This window comes from Streptomyces roseifaciens (assembly GCF_001445655.1).
GTDB lineage: Bacteria > Actinomycetota > Actinomycetes > Streptomycetales > Streptomycetaceae > Streptomyces > Streptomyces aureoversilis.
Genome location: NZ_LNBE01000003.1, coordinates 1,367,840 through 1,381,113, shown reverse-complemented (window position 1 = coordinate 1,381,113; position 13,274 = coordinate 1,367,840). Strand labels below are relative to the sequence as shown.

Below are 13,274 nucleotides of genomic sequence, written 5' to 3'. Positions count from 1 at the left end.
CCATCGAGCCGCCGGCTCCGGAGGGTGCACGGAGATGCTCGGGTCACCCCATGGGTAGGGATGCCGACGCCGAACACCTTCACTGCAGAAGGGAACCCGACGATGGCGGACCTCCAAGCGGCTCGATCCGTGGCCCCCGGCTCCGGCGAGCCGGTGCAGAAGCCGGTGCACGAGCCGACGCCGACGCGCGAGCCGGTCTACGAGCCTCCGGCGCTGGTCGAGGTCGGGAGCTTCTCCGCCCTGACACTCGGCTGGTTCGAAGGAAACGTCCTCGAGGAGGGCGGCGAAGGGCTGCGGTGGTGGAGGTAGGGCCGTTCTGCGCACAAGTTGCTGATGCCGGAAGACGTGTGGTTCGCCGTCCTGCCCGACAGTCAAGCGGCCGCCTGCACGGCAGCAGCACGTGCGCTGCGCCCGGCGGCCGATCGAGTCGTTCTGCACGGGTCCGGCCGGCCGTGGTTGCTCGGACGCTGGCCTGACGGGCATGTGACGGTCGCCGAGGCCGGGGCGGTGCGCGTGGCGGTGATCGGGCGGTGTCCGGTGACCACGACCGGGCTTTCGTCGCGCGCGGCCCGTCTTGCCGAGGCGAACCACATCGACGAGGTCGAACAGATCGTCGACGGGCTGGCAGGCAGCTTCCACCTGGTGGTCTGGGCAGGGGGACGGGGACGAGTCCGCGGCAGCGCCTCCGCGGTCCGCCGCGTCTTTCACGCCCGGGTCGGCGGAGTGACGGTGGCATCCGACCGCTGCGACATGCTGGCCGAGGTGATCGGCGCTCCTGTGGACGAAAGGGTACTGGCTGCCCGGCTGTTGGCAGCCGGAGCGGTTCACTCGCTGGACGGCAGGAGCATCCGGCGGGGCGTCACGGCGGTGCCACCCGACCACTGTCTGCTGATCGAGCCCGACGGCCGGGCGGTCGTGCGGCGTTGGTGGCGGGCGCCCGAGCCGACCCTCCCCCTGCAGGAGGGAGCTGCCACGCTACGAGAGGCGTTGTCGGCCGCCGTCGACTCCTGCACTGCCGACGGCGGTACGGTGAGCGCCGACCTGTCCGGCGGGCTGGACTCCACCAGTTTGTGCCTCCTGGCGGCCCGCGGCCCGGCCCGGCTGGTCACCCTGCACCGGGAGGCGACCGACCCCTGCAACGACGACGCCGACTGGACGCGGCGCGCCGTGGCCGCCCTGCCAGGTGCAGAGCACCAGCAGGTGAGCAGGGAGCGGATCCCGCTGTGGTTCGCCAGGGTGAACGGCCCGTATCCGCCGTGGGAGGAGCCGGGCACCTGGGTGCGCGACAGGGCACGCCTGGACGACCTCACCCAGCGGATGACCGCCGCAGGCTCCCGGCTGCACCTGACCGGCTACGGCGGCGACGAACTCTTCACGCTCACCCCCCGCTACCTCCACGACCTGGTCCGCGAGCACCCGCTCAAGGCACCCGCCTACATCCGTGCCCACCGCCTGCGGCTGCGGCAGCCACTCGCACCGCTGCTGCGCGCGCTCACCGAGCACACCACGTACGCGCACTGGCTTGCGCGCGCCGCCGATCGACTGACCACTCTGCCCGACGCCTCCGCCGCCATGCCTTCCATGGCATGGGGGCCGGTGCTGCGCATGCCGCCGTGGGCAACTGCGGAGGCGGTCCGGTACGTCCAAGAACTGCTGCACGAGATGCACGAGATGCACGAGATGCATGAGATGCATGAGGCAGATGAGGCCGTCCCCGGTACCGCCGGTGCCACCGAGCCCCTGGCCCGGCAGCGCGCGCAACATGCGGCGATCCTTTACGCGCGGGCCACGGGAAGCGCGGTTCGCCGCCTCGGCCAGGCCACCGGGCGGGCCGGACTGCCCCTGGCCGCGCCGTGCCTGGACGATGCGGTGATGGATGCTGCCCTGTCGGTCCGCCTGCACGACCGGGCCGCCGGGCACGGGGCCTCACCCTCATCCGGCAAGCCCATCCTGATCGCCGCGATGCGCGGCATCCTCCCGGATCCGCTCCTGGCCCGTACCACCAAGGGCGACTACAGCGCCGACTTCTACGCCGCCTTGCGCCGCCACCGCGGCGAACTCCTGGACCTCTTCGACGACTCCCTGCTCGCGGGCATGGGGCTCATCGACCCCGCACCCTTGCGCGCAGCGCTGCTCGGTCTGCACCCCACGACCCACATCCTCACGTCGTTGTCCCAGACGGTCGCCTGCGAGACGTGGCTCCGCGCCGACGTTCGTCCGGGCATTCGTCCAGACATTCGTCCGGGCGTTCCATCAGGCGGTGGATGACCGTCACCCCGGCCGCGTTCGGGGACGGCGGCCGCCCACCGTCCCGGTTCGGTGTCGGCACGGCGGAAGGGCTGACAGGTGGCCCGTACCGCCGGGATCATCCATCACCATGGGGAACTGGGGGCGGCGGTCGGGTCAGGCGGCAGTCGGGGTGTGTGCGGCCGCCGGGGTCTGGCTGTTGGTGACGGTGATACGCGGAGGATGGGCGGAAGCCGATCCGGTGGCGAGCGTCCTCGGCGGTGGCGCGGGCATCGTGGCCCTGCTCGTCGGCTTGGGGTACGGCCCGAATGGCGGCGCGGTGTCCAACGATCCGCCCCCGCCTCCCCCGCCGGCGATCCCCGAGTGGGTGGTCGACCGCGCCGAGGCGGAGCAGGTCGTCGCGGCCGTGTGCGCGCAGGCCGGGGTGCGGGCGTGGCTCCGTTCCCGGGCGTGGCTCCGTTTCCGAAGCCGCGGCCACCGGCACGGACAGGGACGAGGGCAGGGACAAGGGAAGGGACAGGGACAAGGACAGGGACGCGACCGGGGCCGCCACGCCGCCGTCGGCATCACCACCGGGCTCCACGGGGCGGGCGGCTTCGGCAAGACGACCCTCGCGCACATGGTGTGCGCCCACCCGAAGGTGCGTCGCGCCTTCCGCGGGCGCGTGTACGTCGTCACCGTCGGGCGCAACGTGCGCAGCCGGGCGGCGATCGCGGCGAAGGTGGCCGAGGCAACCCGGTTCATCACCGGCGACACGCTCGAGTCCGGCGACGACCCGGGCCGGGCGGGTGACCACCTGGGCCGTCTGCTCGCCCAGCGCCCGCGCACGCTCCTCGTCATCGACGACGTGTGGGAGCCGGAGCAGCTGGAGCCGTTCCTGCGCGGCGCCCAGGACCGCTGCGTACGGCTGGTGACGACCCGCAAGCCCGCTGCCCTGCCGCCCCAGGCGATCCGGGCCGTGGTCGATCGCATGTCTCCGGCCCAGGCGCGCGCCGTTCTCACGTACCGGCTGGACCCCGCATTGCCGGAGCCGCTCGTGGAGGCCCTGATCAAGGCGACGGGGCGGTGGGCCCTGCTCCTGCGGCTCGTCAACCAGCTGATCGTGGTGCAGGCCGCCACGGGGATGCCGGCCGGCGCCGTGGCGCAGGCGATCCTCGAACGGCTCCGCGCCCTCGGTCCGGCCGGCGCGGACCCCCAGCCCGACCGGCCGCTGGACCTGGACGATTCGGCCCGGAGGAACACGGCGGTGCGCGCCAGTGTCCGGGCCGCCACGGCGCTGTTGCCGCACGACGGCGGGCGCAGGTTCGCCGAGCTCGGGATCTTCGCGGAGGACGAAGTGGTTCCGCTGCCGCTGGTCGCGCTGCTGTGGCGGGCGACCGGCGGTCTGGCCGAGCCCGATGCCCGCGCGCTGTGCGCACAGATGGCCGACCTGTCGCTGCTCCGGCTCGACGGGTCGGTCGACGGCGGCACCATCGCCCTGCACGACGTCGTACGCGATTACCTGCGCGCCGAACTCGCCGCCGACAGGGCCGGGGTGAACAGGGCGTTCCTCGACGCGGTCGCCACGAGGCTGCAGCCCGTCGGCAGTGGGGGGAGCGCGGTGACCACAGTGACCCCGGCGGCGGAAGTGGCGTGGTGGCAGACAACCGACGGGTACCTGCAGGACCACCTCATCGAGCACCTGCTGGAGGCCGGATGGGCTGCCGAGGCCGAGGCCCTGGCCGGTGACCTGCGATGGGTGCAGGCACGGCTGGGCCAGCGCGGCCCGACGAGCGTCTGGCGCGACCTCGACCAGATCGACAGACCGATCGCTCGCACGCGCGCCAGGGACGTGGCCCGCGCGGCCCACCTCCTCTCCCCCACCGACCCGCCGCACGCGCTCGGCCCGGTGCTGCGCAGCCGGCTGACCGCCCTGCCGCAGTGGAGCGATCAGCCGCACGCCGCCCTCCACCCGACCCTGGCCAACCGCTGGCCGCCCCCCGACCTGCCCGACCCGTCGCTCCTGCGCACGCTCACCGGCAGCACCGGGGAGGTACGGACGGTGGCCTTCAGTCCTGACGGGGCCGTGCTCGCCACCGCCGACGACGAGCAGGTGCGGCTGTGGAACCCCGTCACGGGTGCCGCCCTGCACACCCTCAGCGGCAATGGCAGGGTCCGGGCGCTGGCCTTCAGCCCGGACGGAACGCTGCTCGCCACGGCCGACGGCGACGGGCGGGTCCGGCTCTGGGACCCGGTGACCGGCGCGGCGGTGCAGATTCTGGGCGGTCACGAAGGTCTCGTGAGAGCAGTGGCGTTCAGTGCCGACGACGACCTCGTCACCATCGGCGAGGACCGGCTCATACGCCGCTGGGATCCGGCCACCAGTCACGCCAGGCCCACCGGTGACAGAATCTCCTCCGGCCGAGTACGCGTGGTCGCCCTCGGTCCGGATGCCGTCCTGCTGGCCGCAGCCGACGGCGAGGGGCGCGTGACGATCTGGAGCGATCCCACCGATCGGGTCGTCAGGTCCCTGCCCGAGCGCGTGCCGGGCGTCCGCGCGATGGCCTTCAGCCCCGACGGCGCCCTGCTCGCCACGGCGGGTGAGGACCGGCGCGTACGGCTGTGGAATGCGGTCACCGGTGCGGCCCTGCACACCCTCACGGGCCACGTGGGCTATGTGAACGCGCTGGCCTTCAGCCCCGACGGCGCTCTCCTCGCCTCTGCGGGCTACGACCAGGCCGTGCGGCTGTGGGATCCCGTGACCGGCGCCGCCGTGCGCACCGTCACCGGTCACGAAGGCTACGTGAACGCGCTCGCCTTCAGCCCCGACGGCGCGTTGCTCGCGACAGCGGGCTCCGACCGGGCCGTACGGCTACGGGATCCGGCGGCCGACACCTTCGTCGGCGGCGCCATGGGTGTGCGCGAGGTCGCCGTCGCCGCGGGCTCGTGGCTGGCCACCACCGATGACGACGGCGGAGTACGGCTGCGGGACCCGGCGACCGGCGCCCCCCTGCGCACTCTCACGGACTACATCAGGGGAGCGTACGTGGTGGCCTTCAGACCCGTCGGGGCCATGCTCGCCACGGTCGGCGAGGACGGGCAGATGTGGCTCTGGGACCGGGTGACGGGCATGCCCTCCGGCGCGTTCCCCGAGGAGGGCGTCCGCGACGTACAGGCCGTGGCCTTCAGCCCGGACGGGACCGTGCTGGCCGTCGCGAACAGCCGCGGAGTGGTGGATCTCTGGGACCTGCCCGGGTGCACCGTCCGGCGCACCCTGCCCGCAGGCGGGGCCCTGCGCCACGTGCGTGCCATGGCTTTCAGCCCGGACGGCGGCACTCTCGCCACCGTCGACGACCAGGGATCCGCCGCCCTCTGGAACCTCGCCGCGGGCACCGCAGGCCGCGCCCTCACCCACCACAGCATCGGCGCCCTTCAGTCGGTGGCCTTCAGCCCGGACGGCACCATGCTCGCCACCGTCAGCAGCAGCGGGACCGTGCACATCTGGGACCCCGGCACAGGCGCCGTCCTCCGCCCGCTCCTCCACCGCGAAGGCCGCGCCACGGCACTGGCGTTCAGCGGCCGGCGGCTGGCCACCGTGAGCGAGGACGGCACCCTGCGCATCTGGGACCCTTCCTCCGGAGCGGCACTGACCCTCATGCGCACCGACAGCCCCTTGCGCTGCTGCGCCTGGAGCGCCGACGGCAGAGTCCTGTTCGCCGGAGGGCGGGGAGGCCTGTTCGGCTACGACTACCACCCCGGTGCGAGCAGCTTCTGACGAGACCGGGCCCTACAAATCCCTTGAGATCAAACGCATTTGAGCCTCTCCTTGACGGGATCCGAACGTACCCTTGACGTCAGGAGTGCCGGGAAGCCTGGTCGGCGGCCGGAGGCGCATGGGCTCTTCCATGAGTTCCGGCTCTCGCCGCGAAAGGCCCCCGCGATGACCACCTCCGAGCCGGGTGCTCCCGCCGCCGTCACTGCAACCCCCGCCGGCCGCCGCGGGCCGCGCCGCCCGGTCCTCTTCTTCGCCTTCTCCTTCGCCGTGATCGCCGATCCGGTGTCCTCCGTCGCGTACGCGATCGAAGCGGCGCTGCGTGCGCTGCACGGCGACCTCGCCCTGCTCCTTCCGACGATGGCCCTGGTGGTGGGCCTGGTCGTGGTCGTCACCGCGAACTACTGGCAGCTGGTGGGCCGGTTCCCCCAGGGCGGCGGGGCCGCGGCCGCGGCCGGGCGGGCCTTCGGGCCGCGCTGGACGTTCGTGCCGATCGGGGCGCTGGTCGTGGACTTCGTGCTCACCATCGGGATCTCCATCGCCGCCGCCGCGAGCGCCGTCATCGCGCTCTTCCCCGGGCTGGCGGCGTTCCGCATCCCGCTCGCGCTGCTCCTGCTGCTCGTGGTGGCGGGGCTGACGTGGTTCGGGCACGGCGGCAGGCTGTTGTTCGCCGTCATGACGCTGCTGTTCGTACTGGTCTCCGTCGCCGTCCTCGTGCTCGGTTTCGTCTCGCCGCACGCGATCGGGGAAGCGCCGCCCGCCACCGATCCCGGCCGGTCGGCGGCCCTGGCGGTCGTCCTGGCGTTTCCCGTGGCGATGGCCCTGGCCACCGGCGTCGAAGCGCCCGCGACGGCGATCGCGCAGCTCGGCCGGCTCGACGACGCCCGGCGCCGACGCTTCGGCCGGGGCACACTGGCCCTGCTCCTGGTCATCGTCGGCGGGCTGACGCTGGCCCTGACCGTACTGGCCGTACGTCTGCGCATCGGCATCCCCGGCCATGACTCGACCCAGATCGCCGGGATCGCCCGGGCGGCGGCCGGATCCGGCCGGCTGTACGGCGCGTTCCAGCTGACCAGTTCCCTGCTGCTGCTCGCTGCCGCCAGCTCGTCCTTCCAGGCCGGTCCGGGACTGTTCAAGGCGCTCGCGGGCACGGCGGAGCGCCCCGGCGTGCTGCCCGCGGCCTTCGGTCGCACCAACCGCCACCACACCCCGTACTGGGCCGTGGTCGTCCACCTGGCCGCCGCCGGGCTGATCATCGTGGCCGCCGCCGGGAAGGAGCAGGAGCTCGTGCTCTTCTACGCGGTCGCCGTCTTCGTGAGCTTCCTTGTCGGCCTCATGGCCATGACCCGCTTCGCCCGCACCGAACGCAAGACCGCCCTCGCGTGGCTGAACGGTGCGGCCGCCGGCGCCGTCGCCTTCACCCTCGCGGTGAACCTCCTCCGCGGCTGGCCGACGCTCTCCCTCACCGCCACGCTCTTCGTCGCCGGTGCGCTCCATCTCCTCTGGGTCCGGGCGGGCCGCCCCACGGGGATCGACGACGCCGAGGCCCGCGCCGAAGCGGCGTGAGCGGTCCGGCAGCTGCTACCGCTTGCCCCGATAGCGCGAGACCTTCTGCCGGTTCCCGCACACCCCCATCGCGCACCACACGGCGGAGTGGTTGCGTGAGTGGTCGTAGAACACCCACGCGCACGCGTCGCTGCGGCAGATCTTCAATCGCTCCCAGGTGCCGTCCCGCTGAGCGTCGTGCACCCGGCTCAGCATCATGCCGGCGATCCGCTCGGCCGGGGAGCCGACCGGCTCGAAGCCGAGCCGACCGGCTCCGTCCGCCCTGAGCGCGTAACGCAGCCCGGCCGCCACCTCCGCGACGCACTCGACCGCGCGCACCCTCGCCCCCGCATCGCTCCCCGTATGCACCAGGTCGCGCAGGGCCGTGCGCAGCCGGACCAGCTCCGCCAGCTCCTCATCGCGCATCCCGTCCTCGGCGGGCAGGCCGATGTCCCGGAGCCGGCCCGGAGCCGTGACGGGGTCGGCCAGGGCGTCCGTTCCTCGCTCGACATGCAGGGAGTTGCAGAAGTCCTGCACGACCTCCAGCGCTCCCGGGGCCGACGCGGGCTGCGACCGCACTCCCGACTGCTGCGGCATGACCGCCCCTCTCCACTCCGATTGGCCCATCCGATTGGCCCATCCGATTGACCTATCTGATTGGGCCCATCCGATTGACACCACCAAACCCACGTGACAGGTTACCCCGGTCGAGCCGAGACACCGGTAAAACGAAGACACAGGTTACGAAGGCTTACGGAGATCGGAGCGCCATGCCATCCCAGGACACGGATGTGCTCGAGCAACCGGAGGTCAAGCGCGGCGGGCTGTGGCGCGACGCCGACTTCCTGAAGTTCTGGGGCGCCGAGAGCCTGTCGATGTTCGGCACGCAGATCTCCATGCTGGCGATCCCCCTTCTCGCCGTCACCGTCCTGGACGCCGGCCCGTTCCAGATGGGACTGATCAACGCCGCACAGTTCCTGCCCTATCTGCTGTTCACCCTCCTCGCCGGGGTGTGGGTCGATCAGCGACGGCGGCGGCCGATCATGATCGGGGCCAACCTCGGCCGCGCGGCGGTGCTGGCCCTGATCCCCCTCACCAGCGTTCTCGGTCTGCTGCGCGTCGAGCTGCTGGCGGCCATCGTCTTCGCCGCCGCCACCCTCACCGTGGTCTTCGACCTCGCCTACCAGGCGTATCTGCCCTCCCTGGTGAAACGGGATCAGCTCATCGAGGGCAACGGCAAACTGGAGGGAAGCCGCTCCATAGCCCAGGCGGGCGGCCCCGGCATCGGCGGTCTGATCGTCGGCCTGGCGACGGCCCCCGTCGCCGTCCTCCTGGACGCTCTCACCTACCTCGTCTCCGCCATCGCCCTGCTGTTCATCCGCCGCCCCGAGGCCGGACCCGCAACCGCCTCCACCACCGCCACCACTGCCACTGCCACTGCCACTGCCTCCACCACTGCCACTGCCACCGCCACCGATCCAGGGCCGGTCCTCACCCGGATCGGAGCGGGACTGCGCCTGGTCGCCCACCACCGCCACCTCCGCGCCATCGCCGGCGAAGCCGCCACCTACAACCTCTTCAACCAGGCGTTCTGGGCCGTCCTCGTGCTCCACCTCTCCCGGGAGCTGCACTTCTCCGCCCTCCTCCTGGGAACGATGCTGGCGATGAGCGGAGTCGGTGCCTTCGCAGGCAGCGTGCTGGCCGGACGGCTGGCGCGCCGATGGGGACTGGGCCGCACCATCGTGGCCACGACGGCACTCGCCTGCGCCGCACCGCTGCTCATCCCGATCGCCGGCGGCAACGGGGACGGGAACGGAAGCGGCGGACGTGCCGCCGCCGTGGCCGTCATCGCGGTCGCGCTCGTGCTCAACGGCGCGGGCGTGGCCATCAGCAACATCCACGTGGTGAGCCTCCGGCAGACCGTCGTACCCCCCGAGCTCCTGGGACGGACCAACGCCGGCTACCGCTTCCTCGTCACCGGCACCGCCGCCCTCGGCGCGCTCCTCGGCGGCTGGCTGGGCGGAGTGATCGGCCTGCGCGCCACCCTCGCCGCGGCCGGGCTCGCCACCCTGACGGCGCTGCTGTTCGTCGTCCGCTCCCCCCTGGCCCGCCTCCGCGTCCTCGCCGACGCGACGGAGGCCGGGGACCCGCCGGCCCACCACCGCCTCGGTCCGCGCCCGCGCCCGCGTCGAGGGTGATCGAGGCGGCCTGCGAGAGGCTGCGGGGGCTCTCCAGCAGAGGTATTTCCCCAGGTCAGAGCACTTTCCACGAAGCCGCGCCATCGCATCACCGGCCGGCCTTCGATTGACATGCAGGTAAATGCCTGCATGATGGAGGTGTGAGCAGCGATATGGACAAGGTCTTCAAGGCCTTGGCTGACCCGACCCGCAGGTACCTGCTCGACCGGCTGCACGAGAACAACGGCCAGTCCCTGGGAGAGCTGTGCGAGAGCCTGGCGATGTCACGCCAGTCCGCCACACAGCACCTGGGCCTCCTGGAGGCCGCGAACCTCGTCAGCACCGTCAGGCGGGGCCGGGAAAAACTCCACTACCTCAACCCCGTACCACTCCACGAGATCCAGGAGCGGTGGATCGACAAGTTCGAGCGCCCGCGCCTCCGGGCCCTGAGCGCGCTGAAGGAAAGAGCCGAAGCAGCCATGAGCACCAAGCCCGAGTTCGTCTACACCACCTACATCCACGCCACGCCCGAGAAGGTCTGGGATGCCCTGACCGACGCCGATGCGACCGCCGCCTACTGGGGGCACAGCAACGTCTCCGACTGGCAGGTCGGCTCCTCCTGGGAGCACGTCCGCATCGACGGTTCGGGCGTGGCAGACGTGGTCGGCACCGTGGTGGAGAGCGATCCGCCCAAGCGCCTCGTGACCACCTGGGCCGGCCCCGACGAGGAGCGCCCGGACGGCCCCTCGAAGGTCACCTTCGACATCAAGGCCCTCGGCGACGTCGTCCGGCTCACCGTCACCCACGAGAACCTCCGCGACGAGGCCGAGAAGCGTCTGGCCGCCGGCGGCTGGTCGACCGTCCTGTCCAACCTCAAGACGTACCTGGAGACGGGCAGCCCTCTGCCCGTGGACCTGTGGGGCCGGGGCTGAGCCCCGGCCCGCGGCACCAGGGGCGAGGGAGCGCGGACGCCGAACCAGGACGAGGGCGGAACCGTCAGCGGCCGCCGCGATGAGCAGGTCCCTTCGACCGGGGCTGGGATTCGGGCAGCGCCCCGCCCTCCTCCTCCCAGTCGGCCAGACGCCTGCTCATCGCGTCCTCACGCGAAGGGGAATCCGCCTGCCCGCGCCCAGGCGACCGCTCACCTCGGGCAGCCTTCCCGGACTCGTCCTCACGTCGGCCACCGATCATGCCTTGCCTCCTGCTCATCCGAACGGGTACGTGCCCACCCGTGTCCATCAGAGCAGCGCTTCCCCGGCCCCACGACTCCGGTTACCGCAGATGGGTGTTGCCCGAGTGCCCACCGTCAGCCCCGGCAGGTGAGCTGCGCCGGCAGCTTGGTGCTGATCAGGTACGCGGTCTCGCGCTCCCGCGCGCAGGCGGAGTTGTAGTACGAGACGTGCCCGTTCACGTCGGTGACCAGGAGCCGGCTGCCGGAGATCTGGCGGGCCAGGCGGCGGGCGCCCGGGAGCGGCGTCGCCGGGTCGTGGGTGTTGGCGGCGACGAGGATCGGCGGGGCTCCGCGCACGGTGGTCGGCTGCCACGGGTTGGTCGCCTTGACGGGCCAGTCCGCGCAGGAAGCGGACATGATCCACGCCTCCGCGGCCGCACCCGTGCGCGGGGCGGCCCTACGGGCTCGGGCCAGCCGGGCCGCGGCGTCGGTGTAGCCGGTGAACTGCGGCGGGAAGTCCAGGCAGGACACGACCGTGTACGGGCTGTCCGGGTTGCCGACGTAACTGCCGCCCTCGACGAGACCGGAGGCGTCGTCGTGGCGGTCTGCGGCGGCCAGCCGCTCGGACAGTTTCACCCAGGCGTTCACCCCCATCGCGTCCTCGAGCAGGCGCAACCGCAGGAGTTGTTCGGGCAGGGCCATACGGATCCAGTCACCGTTGACGGCTGCGACCTTCGTGCCGGGCGCCGGGATCGGGGTGCGGTCGGCGCGGGCCACGACCCGGTCGTACACCGCGCCCGCGTCCTCGCCGTGCAGCGCGCACGCGCTGTCCTTCGCGCACCAGGCGACGAAGCGATCGAACTCGCCCTCCATCGCGGCGGCTTCCTCGCGCAGGAAGCGGGCCGGGCCCGAGGCGTGGTCGACGGGGCCGTCCAGCACCATGGCCCGGATCCGGTGCGGGAACAGCTGGGCGTAGGTCGCGCCGAGGAAGGTGCCGTAGGACACGCCGAGGTAGTTGATGCGCTGCTCGCCGAGCGCTGCGCGGAAGGCGTCCATGTCGCGGGCGACTGAGACGGTGTCGACGTTGCGGACGAGGTCGCCGTGCCGGGCCAGACAGCGTTCGCCACGGGCTCGGCTGTTCCGCTTCATCTCCTCGTACTCGCGGGGGCCCTTGGGGAAGACGACCTGGCCGGGGTCGAGGACCGGGCCGCAGTCCAGGGCCTGGCTGCCGCCGGTCCCCCGGGGGTCGAGGCTGACGATGTCGAACCGTTCCCGCAGCGGACCCCGGAACTGCGTGTCGGCGGCGCCGTACTGGAGCATCGTCGCCCCCTGGCCGCCGGGGCCGCCGGGGTTGAAGAACAGTGCGCCGACGCGGTGGGCCTGGTCGCGCGCAGGAACCCGGGCGACCTTGACGTCGATCTTTCGTCCCGCCGGATCCTTCGACTCCTTCCAGTCCAGCGGGACACGTATCGTGCCGCACTGAACGGCGGATCCCTCGCTGCACGGCTTCCAGGCGACGGGGGAGGCGGCCGGTAAGGATGCGCTCGACGCCTGGGTCGCCGGGGCTGGGGAAGCCGCATGAGCAGTAGGGGAGAGTGTGGTTGCGAGCAGCCCCAGGGCGCTGGCGCCCAGGGCCACGCCGTGTCGTACGGCACGTGGCGTACGCCGGTCTTGATTGGTCATACGCCCATCCCAGCCCCGTCGCGATCAAGAGGGCAAGGCGGATTCCTCCCGGACGACCAATCCCGGCCACGCCACCTTCCCGGCCACGCCACTTCCCGGTCGGCCACAGGGTCAGCTGCCGCAGCCACAGCCGACAGACGCCTCCGTCTCCGTCTCCGCCTTGCTGCTCTCGCTCGCCTCCGAGCCCGCGCAGCAGGCGTCGCCGTCGTTCGGGCCGGGGCTCTTGCCGAGGGTGGCGGCGTCGGCCTTGACGACGTAGACCTCCCAGGGTTCGCGGCCGGGGCCGTGGACCCAGACCTTGTCCTGGAGGGCGTAGCAGCAGGAGGTGTCGTTCTCCTCGAAGGTGGCCAGGCCGGATTCCTTGAGGCGATCGGCGGCGGCCGTGACCGCTTCGGTGCTCTCGACCTCGACGCCCAGGTGGTCCAGGCGGGTGTCCTGACCGGGCTCGCCCTCGATCAGGACGAGCTTCAGCGGGGGCTCGGCGATGGCGAAGTTCGCGTAGCCGGGCCGGCGCTTGGCCGGTTCGACGCCGAAGAGCTTGGAGTAGAAGGTCACCGACGCTTCGAGGTCGGCGACGTTGAGGGCCAGCTGAATACGGGGCATGGCGATCTCCTCGACCTTCTCGATCTTCTCGACCTTCTCGACCTTCTCGTATCGATCCTCTTGTATCGATCATCTTCGATACAAGCTTGCGCCTTGG

The 13,274-nt window shown here is 72.1% G+C and carries 9 protein-coding genes; 6 read left to right on the top strand and 3 right to left on the bottom strand.

Features of this window, described 5'->3' with window-relative positions:
• Positions 1 to 102: 102 nt before the first annotated feature.
• The 4 genes from AS857_RS11805 (at position 103) to AS857_RS11790 (ending at position 7,564) form a co-directional block, all read left to right on the top strand.
• On the top strand, positions 103 to 309 hold the full coding sequence (locus AS857_RS11805; RefSeq protein WP_160330215.1) for a lasso RiPP family leader peptide-containing protein: 207 nt from the start codon (positions 103 to 105) through the stop codon (positions 307 to 309).
• A gap of 24 nt (positions 310 to 333) precedes the next feature.
• Positions 334 to 2,268: an asparagine synthase-related protein gene (locus tag AS857_RS11800; protein WP_063804231.1), complete on the top strand. Its 1,935-nt coding sequence runs from the start codon at positions 334 to 336 to the stop codon at positions 2,266 to 2,268.
• A gap of 220 nt (positions 2,269 to 2,488) precedes the next feature.
• On the top strand, positions 2,489 to 6,001 hold the full coding sequence (locus AS857_RS11795; protein ID WP_063804230.1) for an NB-ARC domain-containing protein: 3,513 nt from the start codon (positions 2,489 to 2,491) through the stop codon (positions 5,999 to 6,001).
• A gap of 165 nt (positions 6,002 to 6,166) precedes the next feature.
• Positions 6,167 to 7,564, top strand: coding sequence for an APC family permease (locus AS857_RS11790; RefSeq protein ID WP_079110256.1), 1,398 nt, complete (start codon positions 6,167 to 6,169; stop codon positions 7,562 to 7,564).
• Between the two features lie 15 nt (positions 7,565 to 7,579).
• Here AS857_RS11790 and AS857_RS11785 read toward each other — a convergent pair whose 3' ends face one another.
• Entirely contained in the window at positions 7,580 to 8,140 is a 561-nt protein-coding gene (locus AS857_RS11785; RefSeq protein WP_058043062.1) for a CGNR zinc finger domain-containing protein, read from the bottom strand.
• A 194-nt stretch (positions 8,141 to 8,334) separates the two neighbouring features.
• Here AS857_RS11785 and AS857_RS11780 point away from each other — a divergent pair, with 194 nt between their 5' ends.
• A complete protein-coding gene (locus AS857_RS11780; RefSeq protein ID WP_058043061.1) occupies positions 8,335 to 9,741 on the top strand; it encodes an MFS transporter in 1,407 nt (468 codons plus the stop codon).
• Between the two features lie 152 nt (positions 9,742 to 9,893).
• The gene (locus AS857_RS11775) at positions 9,894 to 10,652 is read left to right on the top strand and encodes an ArsR/SmtB family transcription factor (protein ID WP_058043060.1); all 759 of its coding nucleotides are present in this window, start codon (positions 9,894 to 9,896) and stop codon (positions 10,650 to 10,652) included.
• A 374-nt stretch (positions 10,653 to 11,026) separates the two neighbouring features.
• Here AS857_RS11775 and AS857_RS11770 read toward each other — a convergent pair whose 3' ends face one another.
• Both AS857_RS11770 and AS857_RS11765 read right to left on the bottom strand, forming a co-directional pair.
• Positions 11,027 to 12,574, bottom strand: coding sequence for an alpha/beta hydrolase (locus AS857_RS11770; protein ID WP_063804229.1), 1,548 nt, complete (start codon positions 12,572 to 12,574; stop codon positions 11,027 to 11,029).
• Between the two features lie 111 nt (positions 12,575 to 12,685).
• Positions 12,686 to 13,177: an ArsI/CadI family heavy metal resistance metalloenzyme gene (locus AS857_RS11765; RefSeq protein WP_058043058.1), complete on the bottom strand. Its 492-nt coding sequence runs from the start codon at positions 13,175 to 13,177 to the stop codon at positions 12,686 to 12,688.
• Positions 13,178 to 13,274 lie beyond the last annotated feature (97 nt).

Coding starts and splice junctions, on each gene's coding strand:
- AS857_RS11805 (WP_160330215.1), top strand. CDS start 103: ATGGCGGACCTCCAAGCGGCTCGATCCGTGGCCCCCGGCTCCGGCGAG.
- AS857_RS11800 (WP_063804231.1), top strand. CDS start 334: ATGCCGGAAGACGTGTGGTTCGCCGTCCTGCCCGACAGTCAAGCGGCC.
- AS857_RS11790 (WP_079110256.1), top strand. CDS start 6,167: ATGACCACCTCCGAGCCGGGTGCTCCCGCCGCCGTCACTGCAACCCCC.
- AS857_RS11785 (WP_058043062.1), bottom strand. CDS start 8,140: ATGCCGCAGCAGTCGGGAGTGCGGTCGCAGCCCGCGTCGGCCCCGGGA.
- AS857_RS11775 (WP_058043060.1), top strand. CDS start 9,894: ATGGACAAGGTCTTCAAGGCCTTGGCTGACCCGACCCGCAGGTACCTG.
- AS857_RS11770 (WP_063804229.1), bottom strand. CDS start 12,574: ATGACCAATCAAGACCGGCGTACGCCACGTGCCGTACGACACGGCGTG.
- AS857_RS11765 (WP_058043058.1), bottom strand. CDS start 13,177: ATGCCCCGTATTCAGCTGGCCCTCAACGTCGCCGACCTCGAAGCGTCG.